Source organism: Pseudomonas knackmussii B13 (assembly GCF_000689415.1).
In the GTDB taxonomy this organism is placed as follows: Bacteria; Pseudomonadota; Gammaproteobacteria; order Pseudomonadales; family Pseudomonadaceae; genus Pseudomonas; species Pseudomonas knackmussii.
Window position 1 is genome coordinate 4,916,778 of record NZ_HG322950.1, and the last position, 22,307, is coordinate 4,939,084.

The following is a 22,307-nucleotide window of genomic DNA, read 5'->3' on the forward strand; positions in this document are numbered from 1 at the left end:
CGCCCATGAAAAAGCCCGGCATCTGCCGGGCTTTTTCGTTTGCGCCAAAAGACTCAGCGCTGGTTCAGGGTCTGGCCGATGGTCGGGTCCTTGAACACGCGGTCGAGGGCGTCGCTCAGCACGTCGCTGACCAGCTTGGTGTTGGTCTGCTGGTTAGGCGCCATGCCGAAGCGCTGGTCGAGGGACGCGCCATAGCGGCCGGTATAGCGGTTGGAGCTGTTCTGCACGTCGACGCGGAAGGTCGCACCGATGGTGGCCTCGGTCACGTACAGGCCATCCTTGGGCGACTGGTACTTCAGCTCGGCCAGGGTCAGCGTCAGGGTCGGGGCGTTGTAGGCGTTCGGCGACGGGGTGAAGCCGAGCAGGCGCACGGCGGCTTCGGCCTGGGACTGCAGCTTGGGAATCACGTCCTGGCTGCGCACGGTGATCGAGCTGGTTTCCGAGTAGAGACCGCCGCGGGTCCCCAGTTCGGTGCTCTGACGACCATCGACGACTTTAACCACCACCGGCTGGCCCTGCCCCACAGCCACGGGCTGGCCCCTGAACTGCGGATCCGGGTTCAGTTGCTGCGGGCTGAGGGCGCAACCGGACAAGGCGAGGGTGCCGGCGGCAAACAGGCTGAGCAACACACGCTGGAACATGCTCTGGTCTCCATGGGTTGGACACGAAAGGCCGGGAGTATAGCGGCCGGAGAAGCGCGCTGATAGCGCTCAGGTACTTGGACGCTGGCAACTTGCCCAGGGTTCCTCGGCACCTCGCAAGGCCCCGCCCGGCGACGAAATCAAGTGACCAGAACTAGGAAAAAAGTCTAACTGCGAAGGCATTTTTTCCATTTCGTCGTTATAATCGCCCCCCGATTATAAGGACGCCTCCTGATCGGGTCCGCGCAGCACGCGGCGCCTCGCGCCCAACGCTGCCACACCCTCCTAGAGAGACGCCACTCGCGCCACGGCCACAGGCCGGGCGCCTTGTACCGTTCGTTGCGTTGAAGTTTCCGGCAAGGATTGCCGCGAGTCCCCTCCCGACCGAGACCGGACCCGCCCGCAGCGACGCCCTCCCCTTTGAGCTTCACGTCTCCATAAGAGCGTGATTTGAAGGTTTTTCACTACTTCACGAGAGTGTGGCGAGCAAGAATGGCGAACGAACACGAAGCTCTGGATGTGCTGCTGGTTGGCGCCGGCATCATGAGCGCGACCCTGGCGACCCTGCTGAAGGAAGTCGATCCCTCGGCCCGACTCGAGATCGTCGAACTGCAGGAATCCGGAGCCATCGAAAGCTCCAACCCCTGGAACAACGCAGGTACCGGCCACGCCGGCCTCTGCGAGCTGAACTACACCCCGCAAGCCGCCGATGGTTCCATCGACATCAAGAAGGCAGTGCAGATCAACGCCCAGTTCGAGGTGTCCAAGCAGTTCTGGGCCTACCTGGCGAGCACCGACGGCTTCGGCAATCCGCGCAACTTCATCAACCCGGTCCCGCACCTGAGTTTCGTGCGCGGCAAGGACGTTGACTTCCTGAAGAAGCGCTTCGAGAAGCTGAGCCAGCACCACGCCTTCGAGAAGATGGTCTACACCGAGGATCGCGCGCAGCTCGCCGAATGGGCGCCGCTGACCATCCCCGGCCGCCAGGCTGACGAGCAGATCGCCGCGACCCGCGTCGAGCACGGCACCGACGTCAATTTCGGCGCCCTGACCAACCAGCTGCTGGCCCGCCTGGCCAAGCAGTCAGACACCAAGGTCAGCTACTTCCAGAAAGTGGTCGGCCTGGAGCGTTCCGGCGACGACTGGCTGGTCGACGTGAAGAACACCCAGAACGGCCAATCGCGCAAGATCCGCGCGAAGTTCGTCTTCCTCGGCGCCGGTGGCGGCGCACTGCCGCTGCTGCAGATGTCCGGCATCCCCGAGAGCAAGGGCTTCGGCGGCTTCCCGGTGAGCGGCCAGTGGCTGCGTTGCGACAACCCCGAAGTGGTCAAGCAGCACCAGGCCAAGGTCTACAGCCAGGCCGAAGTGGGCGCCCCGCCGATGTCCGTGCCGCACCTGGACACCCGCGTGGTCGACGGCAAGAAGTCCCTGCTGTTCGGCCCCTACGCCGGCTTCTCCACCAAGTTCCTGCGTCACGGTTCCTTCCTCGACCTGCCGCTCTCGGTGCGTGGTAGCAACCTGCTGCCGATGCTCGCCGTAGCCCGCGACAACATGGACCTGACCCGCTACCTGGTGCGCGAAGTCATGCAGTCCATGGACCAGCGCCTGGAAAGCCTGCGCAAGTTCTACCCGCTGGCGAATCCGGCCGACTGGCGCCTGGAAACCGCTGGCCAGCGCGTGCAGATCATCAAGAAGGACCCGAAGAAAGGCGGCATCCTGCAGTTCGGTACCGAACTGGTCGCCTCCGAGGACGGCAGCATCGCCGCCCTGCTAGGCGCTTCGCCGGGCGCCTCGGTGACCGTGTCGATCATGCTCGGCCTGCTCGAGCGCTGCTTCCCGGAGCAGTACAAGTCGGCCACCTGGAGCGCCAAGCTCAAGGAGATCTTCCCGGCACGCGAGAAGCAGCTGGAAACCGATGCCTCGGCGTACCGCGAGATCAACGCCTACACCTGGCAGAAGCTGCAGCTGGACCAATAAGTCCACCGCAGTGCAAAAGGCCCGCCTTCCGGCGGGCCTTTTCATTTCAGCGGCAACTGATCATCCAACCGACGCCGAAGCGGTCGTGCAGCATGCCGAAACGCTGCGCCCAGAAAGTCTTCTCCAGCGGCATGTCGATGCGCCCTTCCTCGGCCAGCGCGGCGAAGGCCTTTTCCGCGGCGAGCACGCTGTGCAGGGCCAGGTGCAGGGAGAAGCCGGCCAACCGTGCCTCATGCTCGCCACGCCCATCGGACATCAACACCTCGCTCTGGCCGATCTGCAGGCTGGCGTGCATGACCTTCTCGCACCAACCATCGGGCACCTGCGTCGGCCCGGGCGCTTCTTCATAACGCATAAGCGCGTTGAGCTGCGCGCCCAGTGCTTGCTGGTAGAAAGCGATGGCTTCGTCGCACTGGCCGTGGAAGAACAGATAGGGTTGTACATGCATGGGCTGCGTCCTCGCCTTGTCGTTGTTCTTCCCTGAAGTCTAGGCGGGGTCGAGGGTTCTGTAGGAGCGGGCCATGCCCGCGATTCGCGCCCATTGGGCGCTCCTACAGGACAGCAGAAACGAAAAAGCCCGCTCTAGGCGGGCTTCTTCACAGCGCAAGCGATCAGCCGCGGGCAGCCTTGATCACCTCGATGTACGGTTCGGCCAGGCGCTGGTCCTGGATCAGGGCGACGAAGTCCTGGCCGTGGGCATCCTTGGCGCCGAGGTCGTAACCCGCCTCGACGAAGAACTTCACGAAACGCTCGAAGTCGTCGATGCGCAGACCGCGATAAGCCTTGATCAGCTTGTGCAGCGACGGCGGGGTGTCATCGGCCGGCTCGACCTCGAGGAACAGCTTGATCGACTCGTCGCCGATCTCTTCGCCAATCACCTGCTTCTTGTCTTTACGCATCGCTCGTTCTCTCTACGGCATCTGTCGACGGCCCGGCCGTCACGAAAGGCGGGCAGTGTAACCCCGCGGCGGGCGCCGGCTCAACGCACGCGCACGGCGCCGCTGTGCAGGTCGGCCCAGATGTGGCCGTTGGGGTAGCTGAGGAACTGGCAGTAAACCGGACCGTGGCGCAGCAGGTCGAGCAGCTGCGGATAGGCTGCGGCCGGGTAAGACAGGCTGAGGGTACGGCTGTCGGCGTCGTAGCTGGGCTTCTTCAGGCTCTTGCCCTCGCTGTCGAAGCTGATCAGCACCTGGGTGACGTCGCCGCCCTTGTTCATCGCCTTGCCCTTCAGGCGCAGGAGCGCCGGGGTGGTGATCGGAATCGGCTGTTGGTTCGACTGCCGCTGGTTGCCCAGGACCACGCTGTACTCGGTGACCTGCAGCAGTTGCTGCTGGTCCGGCTTGCCGACGCGCACGCCGTTGTCGTCCGGCGGCAGGAATTGCGCATGAGCCACAGCCGGTTCGGCGGCGAACAGCGGCCCGGACAGCGCCAGGCCGAAAGCGAAAAGCAGGTTACGCAGGACCATCTCGACCCCCGGGAAAAAATCGTCCGGCACTCTAGCATGCGTTCCGGCACGCTCCCATGGGCCTTGGTCGCAGGCGGACGCATTGATAGGATTCGATGTATCACAACACACGCATTCCAACGGACGGATACGGGAGCCCCATGCTGCACAACGTCTCCGACCTCGACCTACGCCTGCTGCGCATCTTCGCCACCGTGGTGCGCTGCGGCGGCTTCTCCGCCGCGCAAAGCGAGCTGGGCATGGGCCAGTCGACCATCAGCACGCATATCGCCAGCCTCGAAACACGCTTGGGTTACCGCCTGTGCGAACGCGGCAAGAGCGGCTTCCGCCTGACCGAAAAGGGCCGCCGGGTGTTGGACCACAGCCAGGTGCTGTTCAGTGCGCTGGGAGATTTCCGCGACCAGGTGCAATCACTGGCCGGACGCCTGGTCGGCGAGCTGAGCATCGGCCTGGCCGACAACATCGCCACCCTGCCCGAGGCGCGCATCCACGAGGCGCTGGCGCGCTTCTGCGCACGCGATCAGGACGTGCGCCTGCACCTGTCGATAGGTTCATCCACGGAATTGGAGCGGCAGATGCTCGGCGGCGAGCTGAACCTGGCCGTCGCCTGCTTCAGCCGGCAGTTGCCGAACCTGCGCTACCAGCCGCTCTACAGCGAACGCGTGGCGGTGTTCTGCGGCCAGAGCCATCCGCTGTTCGACCGCGAAGAGCTAACCCAAGCCGACCTGGAAGCCTGCGCCTGGGTGCAATACGGCTACGCCCAGGCGGACGTGCAATTGCCGGCCGACCCAAGGCGCAGCACGGCGCTGGCCAGCAACATGGAAGCGGTGATTCATGCGGTGCGCGCCGGCACCCATCTGGGCTATCTGCCGACGCACTATGCGCAGCGCTGGGTCGAGCAGGGCGCAATGCGCACGCTGCTGGCCGACCAGCTTGGCTACGGCATCAGCCACAGCCTGGTGGTGCGTGACGACATGGGCCATAACCAGGCTTTACAGGCGTTGGCTGAAGATCTTTGTGCCGTGCATGGGGCACCGCTGCCGGAGAGAACGTAGGAGCGGATTTATCCGCGATAGCTCGTGCCATCGCGGACAGAGTCCGCTCCTACGTGCTTCTTGGGTCCCCGCATTCGCGGGGAAGACGCAAGAGAAGACGAATCTTGATCCCGTCACTCCCGCGAACGCGGGAGCCCAAAAGACAGTTGCTCCTACAAGTACAGAGCCTCAGCGCGGTGCGGTGATGTGCTTGATATCGAGGAACGCCGACAGCCCCCACGGGCCGAGTTCACGGCCAATACCACTGGCCTTGCCGCCGCCCCAGGAGGTCTGCGGGAACACCACTTGCGGCGAGTTCAGCCAGACATGGCCGGCCTCCAGGCGCTCGGCGACGCGCTGGGCGCGCTCGAGGTCGGCGCTGACCACGGTCGCAGCCAGGGCGAAGTCGCAGTCGTTGGCCTGGCGCAGGGCGTCGGCCTCGTCGGCGAAGCGACGTACGCAGAGTACCGGGCCGAAGATTTCCTCGCGCCACAGGCGGCTGTCTTCCGGCACGTCGACGTAGACGGTCGGCTGGATGCACCAGCCCTCGCCCACTTCGCCGCCGGTCAGGCGGGTCAGGCCTTCGTCGCGGGCGACGGCGAAGTAGTCCTGGACCTTGCGGAACTGGGCTTCGCTGGTCATCGGGCCCATGTCGGTCTCGCCGGCCAGCGGGTTGCCGACGCGCAGCGCTTCCACCGCTACCTTCAGGCGTGCCAGCAGGTTGTCGGCGATGCTCTCCTCGACCAGCAGGCGCGAGGTGGCCGAGCACATCTGGCCAGCGTTCCAGTACACGCCAGCGATGATCCACTGCACGGCGTCGTCCAGATTCGTGTCGGCGAATACCAGGATCGGCGACTTGCCGCCCAGTTCCAGGCCCACCGGCAGGGTGCGCGCGGAGGCAGCCTGCATGACCTTGCGGCCAACCGCGTTGCTGCCGGTGAAGGACAGCTTGTCGATGCCCTTGTGAGCGGTGATGGCGGAACCGGCATCGGCCAGGCCGGGGACCAGGTTCAGCACGCCGGCCGGCAGGCCGATGGCGTCGGCGACTTCACCAAGCACCAGCTCGATCAGCGGGGTAATTTCCGAGGGCTTGAGCACCACGGTGCAGCCGGCGGCCAGGGCCGGGGCGACCTTCCAGGCGCTGGTCACCAGCGGGAAGTTCCAGGGCACGATCAGGCCGGCCACGCCGACGGGCTCGAAGCGGGTCTGCGAACGGAAGCCGGCGTCGGGCAGCGCGACTTCGGCGTTCTGCCGGGCGTCCAGGCCCTCGGCCAACTCGGCGTAGTAGGCGAAGGTGGCGATGGCGTCGCCGATGTCGATTTCCGCTTCCAGCTGCGGCTTGCCGCTGGCGCGCATCTGCAGGGCGATCAGCGCTTCGCGACGAGCTTCCAGCTGCTCGGCGAAACCGCGCAGGTAGCGGGCGCGCTCGGCGCCAGTGGTTTCGCGCCAGCTGGCGAAGGCGCGACGGGCAGCGGCGACGGCCAGATCGACGTCGGCCGGACCTGCGGCAGCGACGCTTTCCAGCGGCTCGCGGGTGGACGGGTTGATCGGTTGCAGGGTGGCGCCGTTGGCGGCGTCGCGCCATTGGCCGTCGATATAGAGCTGGGTAGGCATGCTGACCTCGGAAGCGGATTGAGCGAGGCCGGGAGCATAGGCAGGGGATGGATCGGCAAAAATGCCTATAAGCGCATGCACGCATCGATCGACGTCGATGCATGTAGGAGCGGGCCATGCCCGCGAATCGCGCCCATGGGGCGCTCCTACAGGGGAGGCGTCAGGCGGGGAACTGCGCGCGCATCCAGGCCAGGTACTCGGCCACGCCCGCTTCGCCTTCGCGCGGCGCCCAAGCACCTCGCTCGTCGTCGGCCAGCGCCTCGTAGGGACCGGACTTGGCTTCGAACATCAGGCTGTCCGGCTCCAGGGCGACCATGGCGTGGAAGGTGCCCGGCGGCAGGTCGACGCCAGCGCACTCGCCTTGCGGCGACAGCACGCGGGTTTCCAGCAGTTCGCCGGAATCCGAGAAGAGCAGCAGGCCGAGGCTGCCACGCAGCACGATCAGGGCTTCGGCCTTGTTCGGGTCGCGGTGGCAGTGCGGCTGGATGTAGGTGTCCGGCTGCAGCGCGTTGAGCAGGCGATGGCAGGGTTCGGCCACCTCGTGCAGGTTGTGGTGCTGGCGCCGGCGCGGGCTGGCGGCCGCCTTCCCGTTCAGTTCGTCGAACAGTGCCTGGTCGAGGAAGCGCGGCCCGGCCATGGTCAGAGGCCCTTGACGGCGTAGATGCCGGGGGCGTTGCGCCAGTAGCCCTTGTAGTCCATGCCGTAACCGAAGATGTAGCGGTCGATGCAGGACAGGCCGACGTAGTTGGCTTTCAGGTCCGGACGCGCCTTGCGGTCGTGATCCTTGTCGATCAGCACCGCGGTGTGCACTTCGCGGGCGCCGGCATGGCGGCAGAAGTCGATGATCGCCGAGAGGGTGTGACCCTCGTCGAGGATGTCGTCGATGATCAGCACGTCGCGGTCGATGAAGGAGACTTCCGGCTTGGCCTTCCAGAACAGCTCGCCGCCGGTGGTTTCGTTGCGGTAGCGGGTTGCGTGCAGGTAGGAGGCTTCCAGCGGGAAGTCCAGCTGCGGCAGCAGCTTGCCGGAGAAGATCAGCCCGCCGTTCATCACGCAGAACACCACCGGGTTGCGCTCGGCCAGTTCGGCATTGATGGCGCTGGCGACGCGGGTGATGGCGGCTTCTACCTCGGCATTGGTGTAGAGGCAGTCGGCTTCGGCCATGACTTGGCGGATGTGCGCGAGATCGGCGGACATTGGCGGGGTCTCCCGGAAAAAGTGCGCAAAGGTACTCATCCGCCTTGCCGGGGGCAAGTGCCGGCGGACGAAAGTCGAGCACAATCTTGACCCAGAGCAGGCCAATTGTGCATCGCCCTTGTGGATAATCGCGCCCCGGCGTTTTTCGCGCGGCAACTGCCAACTGCCCCTAAGATGCATTACGCTAACGCGTTTTTTTGCCCGCCCTTCCCGGAGACCCCGCCCATGCCTGTGTTCGAGATTCGCCATCCCCTGATCCGCCACAAGATCGGACTGATGCGCCGCCACGACATCAGCACCAAGAATTTCCGCGAGCTGGCCCAGGAAGTCGGCGCCCTGCTGACTTATGAAGCGACCAAGGACCTGCCGCTGGAGAACTACGAGATCGAAGGCTGGGCCGGCGCCGTACAGGTGGAGAAGATCTCCGGCAAGAAGATCACCGTGGTGCCCATCCTGCGTGCCGGCATCGGCATGCTCGACGGCGTGCTCAGCCTGATCCCCGGGGCGAAGGTCAGCGCCGTTGGCGTCGCGCGCAACGAGGAAACCCTGGAAGCGCACACCTACCTGGAGAAGCTGGTCCCGGAGATCGACGAGCGCCTGGCGATGATCATCGACCCGATGCTGGCCACCGGCGGCTCCATGGTCGCCACCATCGACCTGCTGAAGAAGGCCGGCTGCAAGGAAATCCGCGCCATGGTGCTGGTCGCCGCGCCCGAAGGCATCAAGGCGGTCAACACCGCCCACCCGGACGTGAAGATCTTCACCGCGTCCATTGACCAGGGCCTCAACGAGCACGGCTACATCATTCCCGGCCTGGGTGATGCCGGCGACAAGATCTTCGGCACCAAGCAGAAGGACACCTGATCCATGGCCGACGAATTCAACGACCCGCTGTGGCGCCAGATCATCTCCGGCGCGCAAATGCTCTTCGTGGCTTTCGGCGCCCTGGTGCTGATGCCGCTGATTACCGGCCTGGACCCGAACGTGGCGCTGTTCACCGCGGGCCTGGGCACCCTGCTGTTCCAGCTGGTGACCGGTCGCCAGGTGCCGGTGTTCCTGGCTTCGAGCTTCGCTTTCATCACCCCGATCATCCTCGCCAAGGGCCAGTTCGGCCTGGCCGCGACCATGGGCGGGGTGTTCGCCGCGGGCTTCGTCTACACCTTCCTCGGCCTGGCCGTGAAGATAAAAGGCACCGGCTTCATCGACCGCCTGCTGCCGCCGGTGGTCATCGGCCCGGTGATCATCTCCATTGGCCTGGCCATGGCGCCGATCGCCGCCAACATGGCCATGGGCAAGGCCGGTGACGGCACCGAGCTGATTCCCTACAAGACCGCCATGCTGATCTCCATGCCGGCGCTGGTCACCACCCTGATCGTGGCCGTGTTCGGGAAGGGCATGCTGCGCTTGGTGCCGATCATCTCCGGCGTGCTGGTGGGCTACGCGCTGTCGTTCGTCTTCGGCGTGGTCGACGTGGCCAAGATCGCTGCGGCGCCCTGGCTGGAGCTGCCCAAGTTCACCGCCCCGGAGTTCAACTGGCAGGCCATCCTGTTCATCGTCCCGGTCGCCCTGGCGCCGGCCATCGAGCACATCGGCGGCGTCATCGCCGTGGGCGGCGTGACCGGCCGCAACTACCTGAAGAAGCCGGGCCTGCACCGCACCCTGCTCGGCGACGGCCTGGCCACCTCGGCCGCCGGCCTGTTCGGCGGCCCGCCGAACACCACCTACGCCGAAGTGACCGGAGCGGTGATGCTGACCAAGAACTACAACCCGAAGATCATGACCTGGGCGGCCTGCTTCGCCATCGGCCTGGCCTTCATCGGCAAGTTCGGCGCCATCCTGCAGAGCATCCCGGTGCCGGTGATGGGCGGCATCCTCTGCCTGCTGTTCGGCACCATCGCCTCGGTGGGCATGAACACCCTGATCCGCCACAAGGTCGACCTGTCGCAGGCGCGCAACCTGGTGATCGTATCGGTGACCCTGGTGTTCGGCATCGGTGGCGTACTGATCGGCTCGGGCACCGGCCCGGATGACTTCGGCCTGAAGGGCATCGCCCTGTGCGCCATCGTCGCCATCGTGCTCAACATGATCCTCCCTGGCGAAGAAGGCTGGGAGAACAAGACCCTGAACGAAGGCAGCGGCGAACAAGACGCCGACTGACCCGAAGCGGCCCGAACCGGGCAAAGGTTCGGGCCGCTTCGATCGCGTTCCCCGCCAGAATCCCCTGAGCGACTGCGAACGCCTGCCGCACGCGGCAGTCCACAGCGATGGAAGCGCACCGTCCTGGAGGAAACCGTCATTTCCGCTTTGCCCCCTACCCTGCCTGCCACCGGTAACCGCCCATGAGCCGCGCCTGGTGGCTGCTGATCGCCCTGATCGGCGCTTCGCTGTTGCCTTTGCTGCTAGGCGGCCGGTCGATGCTCGATCAACTCGCACGCTTCCCGCTCGACAGCTTGTTGCTGATGTTCGGCATGATCCTGCTGTGCTGGCTGATCAACGCGCAGAAACTACGCGTGCTGCTGGCCGGCCGCGCCGGCCCGCTGAGCCAGCGGCAGACCGTCGGCATCGTCATGGCCTCGGAGTTCGCCTTCTACGCGACGCCCGGCGGCAGCGGCGCACCCCTGACACTGATGGCGCTGCTGGCGCGACGCGGCATGCGCCCGGCGCAGAGCAGCGCGATCTTCGCCGTCGACCAATTGAGCGACTTGCTGTTCTTCCTCAGCGCCTTGCTGGTGGTGCTGGGCTACACGCTGTCGCACAGCCTGAGCCCGAACCTGGAATCCTCGCTGCTGCTGGGCGCCCTGCTGCTGGGCGGCCTGCTCTGCGCAGTGATCCTGCTGGCGCGCTTCCAGCGCCGGGTGATCCGCGCCAACGGCCGCCTGCTGGCGCGCCTGCGCGTCGGCCCGCGGCGGCGCCTGCACTGGGCGCGCAAGCTGCTGCACTTCCGCGACAACATCGTCATCAGCCTGAAGCAACCGCCGCGCCGGCTGCTGCTGGTGTTCCTGCTGACCAGCTGCCACTGGACGCTGCGCTTCTCGGTGCTCTATCTGGTGCTGCGGGCGATGGGCGTTGAGCTGCACTGGGCCTGGACCTTCCTGGTCCAGCTGCTGTCGCTGGCGGCGGGCCTGGCCACGCTGCTACCTGGCGGTGCCGGCGGCACCGAGCTGACCTCGATGGCACTGCTCGGCCCGCTGGTGGGCAAGTCGACCGCGGCGGCGGCCATCCTGGTCTGGCGGGTGGTGACCTACTACTTCTACCTGGTGGCGGGCGGGCCGGTGTTCGCGCTCATGGCCGGGCGCCCGCTGCTGCGTCGGCTGATCGGCCTGCGCGCGGAGCGCTCCTAGTCGGCGGGCTTCTTCGGCGGCTTGTCGTCGCCTTCTTCGTGCAACTCACGCCAGAGGTCGGCGGCACCGGGAAACTCGGTGCCGTCTTCTTCGCTCAGGGCATCGACGTCGTAACGGCTGGTACAGCCTTCGCCCAGGGTGGGCGGCGGGGTGGCGGTTCCGGGGGCTTTCTCGTCGGACATGGCCGGGCTCTCCTGTGATTGGGGGTTCGCCCGGCCTCGACGGTCAGTCGAACACTACGGTCTTGTTGTCGTGCACCAGCACGCGGTCTTCCAGGTGATAGCGCAGGCCGCGCGCCAGCACCAGCTTTTCCACGTCCTTGCCCAGGCGCACCAGGTCTTCGATGTTGTCGCGGTGGCTGATGCGCACCACGTCCTGCTCGATGATCGGGCCGGCGTCCAGTTCCTCGGTGACATAGTGGCAGGTCGCGCCGATCAGCTTCACGCCGCGCAGCGAGGCCTGGTGGTACGGCTTGGCGCCGACGAACGAGGGCAGGAAGCTGTGGTGGATGTTGATCACCTGGTGGCGGTACTTCTGGCACAGGTCCGGCGGCAGGATCTGCATGTAGCGCGCCAGCACCACGTTGTCGGCCTGGTGTTCGTCGATCAGCTGCGACACGCGCTCGAAAGCCGGCTGCTTGTTCTTCGGATCGACCGGTACATGGAAGTAAGGAATACCGTGCCACTCGACCATGCTGCGCAGGTCGTCGTGGTTGGCGATCACGCAGGGAATCTCGCAATCCAGCTCGCCGCTGTGCCAGCGGTGCAGCAGGTCGGCCAGGCAATGCGACTCGCGGCTGGCCATCAGCACCACGCGCTTCTTCACTGCCGAATCGGTAATGCGCCATTCCATGGAGAACTCGCGCGCGATGGGCGCGAAGGCCTGGCGGAAGCCGGCGAGGTCGAACGGCAGCGAGTCGGCACGGATCTCGTGGCGCATGAAGAACCAGCCGCTGTCGTTGTCGGAGTGGTGACTGGCCTCGGTGATCCAGCCGTTATAGGTGGCCAGGAAATTACTCACCTTGGCGACAATGCCAACCCCATCGGGGCAAGCGATCACCAGTCGAAAAGTGCGCATGGGGGTGTGACTCCAGATACATCGCGAAGGCGGCCATTCTAACGGCTGCCCGGGAAATCCGCGACCGCTGCCGCCGAGCGCGCCACGGAACTGTTGAATAGCCAAGCCAATACATTCGGATGTTTAACTTAATTACAACGAATGACGCTGACGATTCATTAATTCCCGGTTTACTCCAAGTAATCAACTGACTATTATTGAGAGTAAAACTTCCCTCCAACGCCGAACCTCAAGATAAGGTACCCCAAATGTCGCTGATCAATGAGTACCGCGCCACCGAAGAAGCCATCAAGGAACTTCAAGATCGTCTGAAATCCCTCGAACAGGATGACAAACTGAAGAAGGAACTGGAGTTCGAAGGGAAACTCCGGGCTTTGATGGGCGGTTATGGCAAGTCCCTGCGCGACATCATTGCGCTGCTCGATCCGGACGCCAAGCTGACCAAGTCCCCGCGCGCGGCCAAGAGCACTGGCACCAAACGCGCTCGCAAGGTCAAGCAATACAAGAACCCGCACAACGGCGAAGTGATCGAAACCAAGGGCGGCAACCACAAGACGCTCAAGGAATGGAAAGCCAAGTGGGGCGCCGAGACCGTCGAGAGCTGGGCCACCCTGCTCGGCTAAGCCGCCCGCTCCAGCAAGAACGCCAGCCTCGGCTGGCGTTTTTTATTGCCGCGATAAATATTCCCGCGCCCTACAAGCCATAACGCTGGCGCAAGTTCGCCGCATAGGCTTGCCACTCTTGCAGCAGCGCCTGTCCCTGCACGCCAGTATTTTCAAGCTGTCCAGCCAGGGCCACTTCGAAACTCCCGAGGGTGTTCGGCGCACCGTACTCCTCGAGACTCAGCCGGCAACGGCAGAACTCTCGCCATTGTTCCTGTTCGAGTCCCGACAAAGTTTCCGGGAAATTTCTCGCGCGATAGCGGAACAGCAACTCACCCAGGCGCGGATCATCGAACGGCCATTGCTCTTTGCCGAGCCGCGCAGGCTCCGCCCGACGCACCTCTTCGCAGAGTCGACGGTCGCGGTCGCCAATAAATCCGTCATATAGCTGTTGTTCCGGATCCTGGCTGGCCGCAAAGTTTTCCTCGGCATATATCGAAGCCAGCTTGGCCTGCCAGACGGACTTGTTCTCGCGCAGCAACTCGGCGCGCTGCAGTTGGCCGTCCAGATCAATCTGCAAGCGCTGCCGATCCGCCTCGCGCAACACACTCAGTGGCGCCAGCACGGGGCAGCGATTGACGTGCACCAGCTTCAGCGGCACCGGCAGTTCGCCTTCTGCCAGTTCGTTGCGACGGGTGTAGAGGCAGCTGCGCAGGGCGTCGCCATCCAGGTCGAGCAGGGGCGCCGGATCGAGCCCCAGGTCGCAGACGATCAGCGCATTGCGATTGCGCGGATGCCAGGCCAGCGGCAACACCACCGAAAGGAAATTGCGCGCCGCGGAGAAGCGCCCGGAGACATGCACCAGCGGCTGCAACAGGCGCACCTGATCGAGCACCGCCGTCTTGCTGCGCAGGCGATACAGGTAGTCGTACAGTTTGGGCTGGCGCTCACGAACCAGGCGAGCCAGGGCGATGGTCGCGCGCACGTCGGACAGCGCGTCGTGGGCCTGGCCATGCTCGATGCCATTGGCCTGGGTAAGACGCTCCAGCTTAAGCGTCACCACACCCTCTTCGTTGCGCGGCCACTCGATGCCTTCCGGGCGCAGCGCGAAGGTGGTGCGCACGAGGTCTATGAGGTCCCAGCGGCTGTTGCCGCCCTGCCATTCGCGGGCATAGGGATCGAAGAAATTGCGATAGAGGCTGTAGCGCGTCACCTCGTCGTCGAAGCGCAGGGTGTTGTAACCCGCCACGCAGGTGCCCGGACGGGCCAGCTCGGCATGCAGCCGGGTCATGAACTCCGCCTCGCCCAGGCCCTCGGCTTCCAGGCGCTGCGGGGTGATGCCGGTGATCAGGCAGGCCGCCGGATGCGGCAGGATGTCGTCGCTGGGACGGCAGTAGAAGTTCAGCGGCGCCTCGATCTCGTTGAGCGCCTCGTCGGTGCGGATGCCGGCGACCTGCAGCGGGCGGTCGCGGCGCGGATCGATACCGGTGGTTTCGTAGTCGTACCAGAAAATGCTGGCGTTCATGGCGCTCTCCCTTGGCCTGGCGGCGGGAGTCTATCACCCGCGCCCTGCCGCCCCGCGAGCGCTGGCAATGGGCTATCGTTAGCGACGTGATTACTACCAAGGAATAGGTAAATGACGACGAACAGCAGCGACAATCCCTACGCCACGCCCGGCAGCAGCCTCCACGAACCTCGCGTGAACTCCGGCGCCCTCAGCGTCGAAGAAGCCCTCGCCCGCGACTATGACTTCCGCATCGGCGAAGTGCTCGGCGAAGCCTGGCACAAGGTGAAAGGCATGAAGGGCACGTTGATTGGCGCCGTGCTCATCTACGGTGTGGCGATCAACGTCATCAGCTTCGTGATCGCCCTCGTCCTCGGCCTGCTGGGCCTGTTCCAGGTGTCGCACGCCGGCACCCAGGTCCTGGAGATCGTGGTGAACGTCTTCGCCGGCGCGCTCTGCTACCCGCTGCTGGCCGGGCTCAACCTGATCGGCATCCGCCGCGCGGCCGACCAACCGGCGGAGATCAACGAAATGTTCAGCCACTTCGGCCTGTTCACGCCGCTGTTCATCACCGGCCTGGGGATAACCGCGCTCATCTACCTGGGCATGTTCCTGTTGCTGCTGCCGGGCATCTACCTGGGCGTCGCCTATTCGCTGGCCGTGCCGCTGCTGGTCGAGCGCAACCTCTCGCCCTGGCAGGCCATGGAGGCTTCGCGCAAGGCGATCAGCAAGCACTGGTTCAAGGTCTTCGGCTTGTTCCTGGCCATCGGCGGCATCCTCCTGCTGAGCGCCATCCCGCTGGGCATCGGCCTGGTGTGGACGCTGCCGATGGCCATCATCGCCATCGGCGTGCTCTATCGCACCATCTTCGGCGTACTGCCGCCGGCGAATTGAGATGAGCCACGGATTTGACCTCCGCGCTGGTTGCCTGCGCGGACGGTGCTGGCTAGCATCTGGCTTTCCCTCATGTCACAGCCACCTGCCTTGATCGCCGCCGCGCCGCCCCGCCCCGCCCCTTCGCCAGCCGCTGCACCGCTGGACACCCGCTACCAGGTGGAGACCCCGGAAGGCATCGACCTGCTGCTGCGCCCGGCCGGCCCGGTGGCTCGCGGCCTGGCCTACCTCATCGACCTGGGCATCCGCGTACTGCTGATGCTGGCGATGTTCATCCTGCTGGCCTTCCTCGGCCAGCTCGGCACCGGCCTCGGCCTGCTGCTCACCTTCCTCGTGACCTGGTGGTACATGGTGCTCTTCGAGGTGCTGAACCAGGGCCGCTCGCCGGGCAAACAGGTGATGGGGCTGCGCGTGGTGCACGACGACGGCACGCCGGTCGGCTGGTCCGCTTCGCTGCTGCGCAACCTGCTGCGCTTCGCCGACATCCTGCCCTTCGGCTACACGCTCGGCCTGCTCGCCTGCCTGTCCAACCCGGCATTCAAGCGCCTGGGCGATCTCGCCGCCGGCACCCTGGTGATCTACCGTGATCCGCTGCCCGGCAAACCGGCGCTGCCGCAAGTGCCGGCGCAATTGCCGCCGTGCCCGCTGAGCCTGGCCGAACAACGCGCCTTCACTGGCTTCGCCGAACGCAGCGCCGGCCTTTCGGCGGCGCGGCGCGAAGAGCTGGCCGGTATCCTTGCCGAGCCGCTCAACGTACCCGCCGCACAGGCCGAAGCTCGTATCCAGGGCATCGCCAGCGGGCTGCTCGGCGGAGGCCTGGCCACGCCATGAAGCAGAGCCTGTTCGAACAGCGCCACCGCGGCGAATGGAAACGCTTCGGCAAGCGCCTGGAGCAGCTGGAAACCGGCAAGCGCGAAGACGCCGGACGCGCCGAAGAATTCGCCAGCGAGTACCGCAGCATCTGCCAGCAATTGGCGCTGGCCCAGGACCGCGGCTACAGCAGCCATCTGATCGACCAGCTGCAACAACTGGCCATGCGCGGCCACCAACAGTTCTACCGCCATCGCAGCCATCTCGGTGCGCGCCTGATCGGCTTCCTCCTCGCCGGCTTTCCCCGCCTGGTGCGCGAGGAGTGGCGCGCCATCGCCGTGGCCAGCCTGCTGTTCTACGGCAGCCTGCTGCTCATGGGCCTGCTGGTGTTCTACTTCCCCGACCTGGTCTACAGCCTGGTCAGCCCCGACCGGGTCGCCGACATGGAAGCCATGTACTCCCCCGACGCCAGCCGCCTCGGCCCGCTCGCCGAGCGCGGCGCCGGGGACAACTGGCAGATGTTCGCCTTCTACGTGATGAACAACATCGGCATCGCCTTCCAGACCTTCGCCAGTGGCCTGTTGTTCTGCCTCGGCAGCCTGTTCTTCCTGTTCTTCAACGGCCTGATGATCGGCGCGGTGGCCGGCCACCTGACGCAGATCGGTTACGTGCAGACCTTCTGGTCCTTCGTCGTCGGCCACGGCGCCTTCGAGCTGACCGCCATCACCTTCGCCGGCGCCGCCGGGCTCAAGCTCGGCTGGGCGCTGCTCGCGCCCGGCCGCCTAAGCCGCGGCGAAGCGCTGCGCGAAGCGGCGGCACGGGCGATCCGGCTGGTCGCCGGGGTCATCCTGCTGCTGCTGATCGCCGCCTTCGTCGAGGGCTACTGGTCGTCGCTCACGCGCTTCCCGCCGATGGTCAAGTACGGCGTCGGCGCCGCGCTCTGGCTGCTGGTCGGCAGCTACTTCCTGTTCGCCGGACGCCGCACCCATGCGCCTGACTGACGCCAGCGTGGCGATCCGCCCGCGCAGCGCCTGGGAAGCGCTGGACCTCGGCGTGCTCCTGGCGCGCCGCCATGCCGGTCTGCTGACGGCGAGCTGGGCGGCCGTGACGCTGCCGATCTTCGTCGTGCTCAGCCTGGCGCTGTGGAACTACCCTGGCCTGGCGATCCTGCTGTTCTGGTGGCTGAAGCCGGCCTTCGAGCGCCTGCCGCTGTACATCCTTTCCCGCGCGCTGTTCGGCGACACCCCGACCCTACGCGAATCCCTGCGCGCCTTCCCCGGCCTGCTGCGACGCCAGTTGCTGCCCAGCCTGCTGTGGCGGCGCTTCAGCCCGACGCGCAGCTTCGACCTACCGGTGCAGCAACTCGAAGGCCTCAAGGGCCGCGAGCGCAGCCAGCGGCTGATCGTCCTCGGCCAGCGCAACGCCGCCGGCGCGACCTGGCTGACGGTGATCGGCATGCACTTCGAGGCCGCGCTCTACCTCGGGCTGATGGCCTTGCTCTACCTGCTGCTGCCGCAGCAATGGTTGTCGGACTGGAAATGGCAGGCGCTGCTCAACGTGCTGCAGGGCGACCTGCAATGGCTGGAGCACCTGGCCAACCTGCTCTACGCCGTGGCCCTGGTGGTCTGGGAGCCGGTCTACGTGGCCTGCGGCTTCAGCCTCTACCTGAACCGCCGCACCGAGCTGGAAGCCTGGGATATCGAGCTGACCTTCCGCCGCCTGCGCCAGCGCCTCATCGGCAGCGCCTACGCGCTCCTGCTGCTCTGCGCCAGTGCGCTGTTACTGCTACCCACGCCCTCCGCCTGGGCCGCCGAAGAGGCCGGCGCCAGCAGTTGCCCGTTGCCGCAGACCGATCCCAACGGCCCCGACGCGCCGCGCCTGCAGCATCAGCGCCTGAGCAGCGAACAGTCGCGCCAGGCCGCCCACTCTCTGCTCGACGCCCCGCCCTTCCGCAACCGCGAGACGCAAACCCAATGGCAACTGGGCGAAGCGAAGGAAGAAAAGGCGAAGCAAAGCGACGCCGACATGAAGGCGTTCTTCGACGCCCTGCGCCACTGGAAGCCCTTCGAGTTCATCGCCCAATCCGTGCAGGCCCTGCTCTGGGCCGCGCTACTCGCCCTGGCCTTCCTCCTGCTGTGGCGCTACCGCGCCTGGCTGCGCCTGTTTGCCGAGCGCCTGGGCCTGCCGCAGCGCGCCAAACGCGAAGCGCCGCCCGTACTTTTCGGTCTGGAGCTGACCCCGGAAAGCCTGCCCGGCGACATTGCCGGCGAAGCCGAACGCCTGTGGGACGAACAGCCACGCGCCGCCCTCGGCCTGCTCTACCGCGCCCTGCTCAGCCGCCTGCTGCACGACTTCCGCCTGCCGCTGCGCGAATCGACCACCGAGGGTGAAGTCCTGCAGAGCGTGGCGAGCCTGCAGCGCCCCGAGCTGGACAGCTACGCGCAGTTGCTCACCGGCCGCTGGCAGGACCTCGCCTACGGCCATCGCCTGCCCGCCGCCAACTACAAGCAGGCACTGTGCGACGGCTGGCGCGGCCTGTTCGATGCCCGGGTGACGCCATGACCCGCACGACACGTGCGCTGCTGGTCGTGCTGCTGCTCGCCGTGCTCAGCGGGCTGGGCTACTACCTGGTGCAGAACCTGCACCCGCAGACCCGCACCCTGGAACTCGGCCCGGCGCCGGAAGCCCGCGCCAACCCCTATCTCGCCGCCGAGCGCTACCTGCGCGGCCGCGGGCTCTCGGTCAACAGCGTCCGCAGCCTCGAAGGACTCGACCAGATGCCGAGCAAGGGGCACACCCTGGTGCTGCTCGGCAGCCGCAACAGCATCACGCCCGGACAGAATCGCCAGCTGATGAGCTGGGTGGAACAGGGCGGCAGCCTGATCGTCACCGCCGAACACCTGTGGGACGACAAGACCGGCAAGAGCGGCGACCCGCTGCTCGACCCGCTTGGTGTGCGCCAGTACCTCAGCAAGGACCTGGACAAGGCACCAGGAATAGGCACCGACGGCGACAAGGGACAGACGCAGGACGCCGAGGGCGCGGACACCGACGCCGCGCCGCCAGCCGAGACGGACGACCCGACCCGCGCCAGTGCTGATGACGCCTATCCGGACCTGACCAAGCTCTACCTGGACAACGAGCAAGCCCCGGCCTACTTCGGCTTCGATACCGAATACCACCTCTTCGACTCGAAGAACCTGGCCTACGCCTGGGCCAACAGCCACGACACCACCCACCTGCTGCAACTGCAGCAAGGCGAAGGCCTGATCACCGTCCTTACCGACAACTGGATCTGGCAGAACGACAAGCTCGACGAATACGACAACGCCTGGCTGCTCTGGTACCTGACCCAGGACAGCGCCGTCACCCTGGTCTACCGCGCCGACAGCGACAGCCTGCTCAGCCTGCTGCTGCGCAATTATCCCCAGGCCCTGCTCGCTGGCGCCCTGCTGCTGGCCCTTGTGTTGTGGCGAGTCAGCCTGCGCCAGGGGCCGCTGCAGCCGGTGCCCAGCCGCGCACGCCGGCAACTGGTCGAGCACCTGCGCGCCAGCGCCGACTTCCTGCTCCGCCAGCGCGGCCACGCGGCCCTGCTGCAAGGCTTGCAACGCGATATCCTGCGCCGCGCGCGGCAACGCCAGCCCGGCTTCGAACGCCTGCCCATCGCCGAGCAATGGCAGCACCTGGGGCGCATGACGCGCCTGCCGGTCGGCGCCATCAGCCAGGCCATGCGGCCCCACCCGAAACAGCGCATGAGCGCCGCCGACTTCACCCGCCAGGTCGCGCACCTGCAAACCCTCAGGAATGCCCTATGACCGATCAGACGCCCGAATCCAGCGCCACCACGCCGCCCAACCCGACGCTCCAGCGCCAGCGCGCCAGCCAGCTGGCCCAGGCGCTGCGCCATGAACTGCAGAAGGCCCTGATAGGCCAGGTCGGGGTCATCGACGACGTGCTGACCGCCCTGCTCGCCGGCGGCCACGTCCTCGTCGAAGGCGTGCCGGGCCTGGGCAAGACCTTGCTGGTGCGGGCCCTGGCGCGCTGCTTCGACGGCGCCTTCGCACGCATCCAGTTCACCCCCGACCTGATGCCCAGCGACGTCACCGGCCACGCCGTGTACGACCTGGCCAGCGAGCAGTTCAAGCTGCGCAAGGGCCCGGTGTTCACCAACCTGCTGCTGGCCGACGAGATCAACCGCGCGCCGGCGAAGACCCAGGCCGCCCTGCTGGAAGTCATGCAGGAACGCCAGGTGACCCTGGAGGGCCGCGCCCTCTCGGTGCCGCAGCCGTTCATGGTGCTGGCCACGCAGAACCCGATCGAGCAGGAAGGCACCTACCCGCTGCCCGAGGCCGAGCTGGACCGCTTCATGCTCAAGCTGCGCATCGACTACCCGCAGGAGGCCGAGGAGCAGAACCTGGTGCGCCAGGTCACCCGTTCGGCGCGCAGCGACATGCTCGACGTGGCGCCCCTGCGCGCGCTGTTCAAGGACAAGGACGTGATCGCCCTGCAGAAGATCGCCGCGGACCTGGCGATCGACGACCAGGTGCTCGACTACGCCGTGCGCATCGCCCGCACCACGCGCAACTGGCCGGGCCTGGCGCTCGGCGCCGGTCCCCGCGCGTCCATCGCCCTGGTGCGTTGCGCCCGGGCTCGCGCCCTGCTGCGCGGCGGCGACTTCGTGATCCCCGACGACATCAAGGGCTGCGCCCTCGCCGTGCTGCGCCACCGCGTGCGGCTTTCGCCGGAGCTGGATATCGAGGGCCTGTCGGTGGACCAGGTGCTGCAACAACTCATCGACCAGGTGCCGGCGCCGCGCGTATGAAGCCCTCGCGCGCGCTGCTCGCGCTGCTCGCCACGCTCGCTATCGCTGGGTTGCTGCTGGGCAGCGCCACGGCCCTGGGCAGCCCGGCTCCGGCGATCCTCGGCAGCCTCTGGTGGGGTGCGCTGCTCGCCATATTGGCGCTGGCGGCGGTCGACGCCCTGAGGTTGCGCCGCCTGCCCTCGCCGCGCCTGCAACGCCAACTGGCCGGCAACCTGCCGCTGGGGCGCTGGAGCGACGTGCGCCTGCAACTGCACCACGGCTTCCGCCAGCCCCTGCGCGTGACGCTCTTCGACCACCTGCCCGCCGGCATGGAGTTCGAGTACCTGCCGCAAGCAGTCGAGCTGCACCCCGGCGAACTCACGGAACTCGGCTACCGCGTGCGACCGCTGCAACGCGGCCACTTCGTCTTCCCCCGTTGCGAGATCGAACTGCCCAGCCCTCTGCGCCTGTGGCGCGGCCGGCGCTACCTCGAACAGCGCGACGAAACCCGCGTCTACCCCGACTTCGCACGCATCTACGGCGCCGAGCTGATGGCCGTCGACCACTGGCTCAGCCGCATCGGCGTGCGCCCCGGGCAACGCCGCGGGCTGGGGCTGGAGTTCCACCAGCTGCGCGAATTCCGCGACGGCGACACCCTGCGCCAGATCGACTGGAAGGCCACCGCGCGCAAGCGCACGCCAATCGCCCGCGAATACCAGGACGAGCGCGACCAGCAGATCCTCTTCCTGCTCGACTGCGGCCGGCACATGCGCAGCAAGGACGGCGACCTCACCCACTTCGACCACGCGCTCAACGCCAGCCTGCTGCTGGCCTACGTGGCGCTGCGCCAGGGCGATGCCGTGGGCCTGCTGACCTTCGCCGGCGAGCGCACCCGTCACCTGCCGCCGGCCAAGGGCAACGCCCAGCTCGGCGCCCTGCTCAACGCGGTCTACGACCTCGAAAGCAGCCAGCGCCCAGCCGACTACGCCAACGCCATCCAGACCGTGCTCGGCCGCCAGCGTCGCCGCGCGCTGGTGGTGCTGGTGACGAACCTGCGCGATGAGGAAGACGACGAACTGGTCGCCTCCGTGCGCCGCCTCGGCCGCCAGCACCGCGTGCTGGTCGCCAGCCTGCGCGAGGAAGTTCTCGACCAGCTGCGCCAGGCGCCGGTGCAAGGTTACGAAGAAGCCCTGACCTACTGCGGCGCCCTCGACTACCTCAACGCCCGCGCCGGGCTGCACGAAAAGCTGCTGGCCAACGGCGTGCCGGTGCTCGACGCCCGCCCCAGCCAGCTCGGCCCCGAGCTGGTCAGCCGCTACCTGGGCTGGAAGCGCGCCGGCGCCCTCTGAG

At 66.5% G+C, this 22,307-nt stretch carries 23 protein-coding genes; 13 read left to right on the forward strand and 10 right to left on the reverse strand.

All coding sequences use genetic code 11. The features are described from left to right. Positions 1 to 53: 53 nt before the first annotated feature. Positions 54 to 641 carry a YajG family lipoprotein gene (locus PKB_RS23010; protein ID WP_043254848.1) on the reverse strand — a complete coding sequence of 196 codons (588 nt, stop codon included), beginning with the start codon at positions 639 to 641 and terminating at the stop codon, positions 54 to 56. Between the two features lie 492 nt (positions 642 to 1,133). Here PKB_RS23010 and mqo point away from each other — a divergent pair, with 492 nt between their 5' ends. After that, positions 1,134 to 2,618, forward strand: a complete 1,485-nt coding sequence (mqo, locus tag PKB_RS23015) for a malate dehydrogenase (quinone) (RefSeq protein WP_043254850.1) — start codon at positions 1,134 to 1,136, stop codon at positions 2,616 to 2,618. A 46-nt stretch (positions 2,619 to 2,664) separates the two neighbouring features. Here mqo and PKB_RS23020 read toward each other — a convergent pair whose 3' ends face one another. From PKB_RS23020 to PKB_RS23030, 3 genes are all read right to left on the reverse strand, one after another. After that, on the reverse strand, positions 2,665 to 3,066 hold the full coding sequence (locus PKB_RS23020; protein ID WP_043254851.1) for a VOC family protein: 402 nt from the start codon (positions 3,064 to 3,066) through the stop codon (positions 2,665 to 2,667). Between the two features lie 163 nt (positions 3,067 to 3,229). Continuing rightward, positions 3,230 to 3,517 (reverse strand): PA4642 family protein, encoded by a 288-nt coding sequence (locus PKB_RS23025; protein WP_043254852.1) that lies wholly within the window; start codon positions 3,515 to 3,517, stop codon positions 3,230 to 3,232. Positions 3,518 to 3,597: 80 nt separating this feature from the next. Next, positions 3,598 to 4,083 (reverse strand): hypothetical protein, encoded by a 486-nt coding sequence (locus PKB_RS23030; RefSeq protein WP_043254854.1) that lies wholly within the window; start codon positions 4,081 to 4,083, stop codon positions 3,598 to 3,600. 140 nt (positions 4,084 to 4,223) lie between these two features. On the opposite strand from PKB_RS23030, the gene PKB_RS23035 reads away from it, so the two are divergent. Beyond that, positions 4,224 to 5,138, forward strand: a complete 915-nt coding sequence (locus PKB_RS23035; protein WP_043254856.1) for a LysR family transcriptional regulator — start codon at positions 4,224 to 4,226, stop codon at positions 5,136 to 5,138. A 168-nt stretch (positions 5,139 to 5,306) separates the two neighbouring features. Here the strand turns inward: PKB_RS23035 and PKB_RS23040 are convergent, their stop codons facing one another. The 3 genes from PKB_RS23040 to PKB_RS23050 all read right to left on the reverse strand — a co-directional run bounded on the left by PKB_RS23040 (position 5,307) and on the right by PKB_RS23050 (position 7,928). Further along, a complete protein-coding gene (locus PKB_RS23040; protein ID WP_043254857.1) occupies positions 5,307 to 6,731 on the reverse strand; it encodes an aldehyde dehydrogenase family protein in 1,425 nt (474 codons plus the stop codon). A gap of 160 nt (positions 6,732 to 6,891) precedes the next feature. After that, positions 6,892 to 7,368 (reverse strand): WbuC family cupin fold metalloprotein, encoded by a 477-nt coding sequence (locus tag PKB_RS23045; protein WP_043254859.1) that lies wholly within the window; start codon positions 7,366 to 7,368, stop codon positions 6,892 to 6,894. A 2-nt stretch (positions 7,369 to 7,370) separates the two neighbouring features. After that, positions 7,371 to 7,928 carry a hypoxanthine-guanine phosphoribosyltransferase gene (locus tag PKB_RS23050; RefSeq protein WP_043254861.1) on the reverse strand — a complete coding sequence of 186 codons (558 nt, stop codon included), beginning with the start codon at positions 7,926 to 7,928 and terminating at the stop codon, positions 7,371 to 7,373. A 225-nt stretch (positions 7,929 to 8,153) separates the two neighbouring features. Here PKB_RS23050 and upp point away from each other — a divergent pair, with 225 nt between their 5' ends. The 3 genes from upp to PKB_RS23065 all read left to right on the forward strand — a co-directional run bounded on the left by upp (position 8,154) and on the right by PKB_RS23065 (position 11,269). Next, positions 8,154 to 8,792, forward strand: a complete 639-nt coding sequence (gene upp, locus PKB_RS23055) for a uracil phosphoribosyltransferase (RefSeq protein ID WP_043254863.1) — start codon at positions 8,154 to 8,156, stop codon at positions 8,790 to 8,792. A gap of 3 nt (positions 8,793 to 8,795) precedes the next feature. Next, positions 8,796 to 10,085 (forward strand): uracil-xanthine permease family protein, encoded by a 1,290-nt coding sequence (locus PKB_RS23060; protein WP_043254865.1) that lies wholly within the window; start codon positions 8,796 to 8,798, stop codon positions 10,083 to 10,085. A 182-nt stretch (positions 10,086 to 10,267) separates the two neighbouring features. Then, positions 10,268 to 11,269, forward strand: a complete 1,002-nt coding sequence (locus tag PKB_RS23065) for a glucosaminyl phosphatidylglycerol flippase (protein ID WP_043254867.1) — start codon at positions 10,268 to 10,270, stop codon at positions 11,267 to 11,269. Here the strand turns inward: PKB_RS23065 and PKB_RS23070 are convergent. Beyond that, positions 11,266 to 11,451, reverse strand: a complete 186-nt coding sequence (locus PKB_RS23070) for a hypothetical protein (protein ID WP_043254869.1) — start codon at positions 11,449 to 11,451, stop codon at positions 11,266 to 11,268. The two genes, PKB_RS23065 and PKB_RS23070, sit on opposite strands and share 4 nt — an antisense overlap. 43 nt (positions 11,452 to 11,494) lie before the next feature. Next, a complete protein-coding gene (gene purU / locus PKB_RS23075) occupies positions 11,495 to 12,346 on the reverse strand; it encodes a formyltetrahydrofolate deformylase (RefSeq protein ID WP_043254870.1) in 852 nt (283 codons plus the stop codon). A 248-nt stretch (positions 12,347 to 12,594) separates the two neighbouring features. Here purU and mvaT point away from each other — a divergent pair, with 248 nt between their 5' ends. Next, positions 12,595 to 12,969, forward strand: coding sequence for a histone-like nucleoid-structuring protein MvaT (gene mvaT, locus PKB_RS23080; RefSeq protein WP_043254872.1), 375 nt, complete (start codon positions 12,595 to 12,597; stop codon positions 12,967 to 12,969). Positions 12,970 to 13,039: 70 nt separating this feature from the next. Here the strand turns inward: mvaT and sbcB are convergent, their stop codons facing one another. After that, a complete protein-coding gene (sbcB, locus tag PKB_RS23085) occupies positions 13,040 to 14,473 on the reverse strand; it encodes an exodeoxyribonuclease I (RefSeq protein WP_043254874.1) in 1,434 nt (477 codons plus the stop codon). A gap of 111 nt (positions 14,474 to 14,584) precedes the next feature. Between sbcB and PKB_RS23090 the strand changes: the two genes are divergently transcribed. The 7 genes from PKB_RS23090 to PKB_RS23120 all read left to right on the forward strand — a co-directional run bounded on the left by PKB_RS23090 (position 14,585) and on the right by PKB_RS23120 (position 22,306). Continuing rightward, a complete protein-coding gene (locus PKB_RS23090; RefSeq protein WP_043254875.1) occupies positions 14,585 to 15,346 on the forward strand; it encodes a DUF975 family protein in 762 nt (253 codons plus the stop codon). 72 nt (positions 15,347 to 15,418) lie between these two features. After that, on the forward strand, positions 15,419 to 16,177 hold the full coding sequence (locus tag PKB_RS23095) for an RDD family protein (protein ID WP_052355464.1): 759 nt from the start codon (positions 15,419 to 15,421) through the stop codon (positions 16,175 to 16,177). Continuing rightward, positions 16,174 to 17,157: a stage II sporulation protein M gene (locus PKB_RS23100; RefSeq protein WP_043257681.1), complete on the forward strand. Its 984-nt coding sequence runs from the start codon at positions 16,174 to 16,176 to the stop codon at positions 17,155 to 17,157. The genes PKB_RS23095 and PKB_RS23100 overlap by 4 nt, the downstream gene beginning before the upstream one ends. Further along, a complete protein-coding gene (locus PKB_RS23105; RefSeq protein WP_043254876.1) occupies positions 17,144 to 18,718 on the forward strand; it encodes a DUF4129 domain-containing protein in 1,575 nt (524 codons plus the stop codon). Before PKB_RS23100 ends, PKB_RS23105 begins: the two co-directional genes overlap by 14 nt. Beyond that, positions 18,715 to 19,971 carry a DUF4350 domain-containing protein gene (locus PKB_RS23110; RefSeq protein WP_043254878.1) on the forward strand — a complete coding sequence of 419 codons (1,257 nt, stop codon included), beginning with the start codon at positions 18,715 to 18,717 and terminating at the stop codon, positions 19,969 to 19,971. Before PKB_RS23105 ends, PKB_RS23110 begins: the two co-directional genes overlap by 4 nt. Continuing rightward, complete coding sequence (locus PKB_RS23115) at positions 19,968 to 20,978, forward strand: AAA family ATPase (protein WP_043254880.1); 1,011 nt, start codon at positions 19,968 to 19,970, stop codon at positions 20,976 to 20,978. The genes PKB_RS23110 and PKB_RS23115 overlap by 4 nt, the downstream gene beginning before the upstream one ends. Beyond that, positions 20,975 to 22,306 (forward strand): DUF58 domain-containing protein, encoded by a 1,332-nt coding sequence (locus tag PKB_RS23120; RefSeq protein WP_043254882.1) that lies wholly within the window; start codon positions 20,975 to 20,977, stop codon positions 22,304 to 22,306. Before PKB_RS23115 ends, PKB_RS23120 begins: the two co-directional genes overlap by 4 nt. Position 22,307 lies beyond the last annotated feature (1 nt).

Excerpts from the sequence above, each read along its gene's own strand:
- PKB_RS23010 (WP_043254848.1), bottom strand. The coding sequence starts at position 641 with ATGTTCCAGCGTGTGTTGCTCAGCCTGTTTGCCGCCGGCACCCTCGCC.
- mqo (WP_043254850.1), top strand. The coding sequence starts at position 1,134 with ATGGCGAACGAACACGAAGCTCTGGATGTGCTGCTGGTTGGCGCCGGC.
- PKB_RS23020 (WP_043254851.1), bottom strand. The coding sequence starts at position 3,066 with ATGCATGTACAACCCTATCTGTTCTTCCACGGCCAGTGCGACGAAGCC.
- PKB_RS23025 (WP_043254852.1), bottom strand. The coding sequence starts at position 3,517 with ATGCGTAAAGACAAGAAGCAGGTGATTGGCGAAGAGATCGGCGACGAG.
- PKB_RS23030 (WP_043254854.1), bottom strand. The coding sequence starts at position 4,083 with ATGGTCCTGCGTAACCTGCTTTTCGCTTTCGGCCTGGCGCTGTCCGGG.
- PKB_RS23035 (WP_043254856.1), top strand. The coding sequence starts at position 4,224 with ATGCTGCACAACGTCTCCGACCTCGACCTACGCCTGCTGCGCATCTTC.
- PKB_RS23040 (WP_043254857.1), bottom strand. The coding sequence starts at position 6,731 with ATGCCTACCCAGCTCTATATCGACGGCCAATGGCGCGACGCCGCCAAC.
- PKB_RS23045 (WP_043254859.1), bottom strand. The coding sequence starts at position 7,368 with ATGGCCGGGCCGCGCTTCCTCGACCAGGCACTGTTCGACGAACTGAAC.
- PKB_RS23050 (WP_043254861.1), bottom strand. The coding sequence starts at position 7,928 with ATGTCCGCCGATCTCGCGCACATCCGCCAAGTCATGGCCGAAGCCGAC.
- upp (WP_043254863.1), top strand. The coding sequence starts at position 8,154 with ATGCCTGTGTTCGAGATTCGCCATCCCCTGATCCGCCACAAGATCGGA.
- PKB_RS23060 (WP_043254865.1), top strand. The coding sequence starts at position 8,796 with ATGGCCGACGAATTCAACGACCCGCTGTGGCGCCAGATCATCTCCGGC.
- PKB_RS23065 (WP_043254867.1), top strand. The coding sequence starts at position 10,268 with ATGAGCCGCGCCTGGTGGCTGCTGATCGCCCTGATCGGCGCTTCGCTG.
- PKB_RS23070 (WP_043254869.1), bottom strand. The coding sequence starts at position 11,451 with ATGTCCGACGAGAAAGCCCCCGGAACCGCCACCCCGCCGCCCACCCTG.
- purU (WP_043254870.1), bottom strand. The coding sequence starts at position 12,346 with ATGCGCACTTTTCGACTGGTGATCGCTTGCCCCGATGGGGTTGGCATT.
- mvaT (WP_043254872.1), top strand. The coding sequence starts at position 12,595 with ATGTCGCTGATCAATGAGTACCGCGCCACCGAAGAAGCCATCAAGGAA.
- sbcB (WP_043254874.1), bottom strand. The coding sequence starts at position 14,473 with ATGAACGCCAGCATTTTCTGGTACGACTACGAAACCACCGGTATCGAT.
- PKB_RS23090 (WP_043254875.1), top strand. The coding sequence starts at position 14,585 with ATGACGACGAACAGCAGCGACAATCCCTACGCCACGCCCGGCAGCAGC.
- PKB_RS23095 (WP_052355464.1), top strand. The coding sequence starts at position 15,419 with ATGTCACAGCCACCTGCCTTGATCGCCGCCGCGCCGCCCCGCCCCGCC.
- PKB_RS23100 (WP_043257681.1), top strand. The coding sequence starts at position 16,174 with ATGAAGCAGAGCCTGTTCGAACAGCGCCACCGCGGCGAATGGAAACGC.
- PKB_RS23105 (WP_043254876.1), top strand. The coding sequence starts at position 17,144 with ATGCGCCTGACTGACGCCAGCGTGGCGATCCGCCCGCGCAGCGCCTGG.
- PKB_RS23110 (WP_043254878.1), top strand. The coding sequence starts at position 18,715 with ATGACCCGCACGACACGTGCGCTGCTGGTCGTGCTGCTGCTCGCCGTG.
- PKB_RS23115 (WP_043254880.1), top strand. The coding sequence starts at position 19,968 with ATGACCGATCAGACGCCCGAATCCAGCGCCACCACGCCGCCCAACCCG.
- PKB_RS23120 (WP_043254882.1), top strand. The coding sequence starts at position 20,975 with ATGAAGCCCTCGCGCGCGCTGCTCGCGCTGCTCGCCACGCTCGCTATC.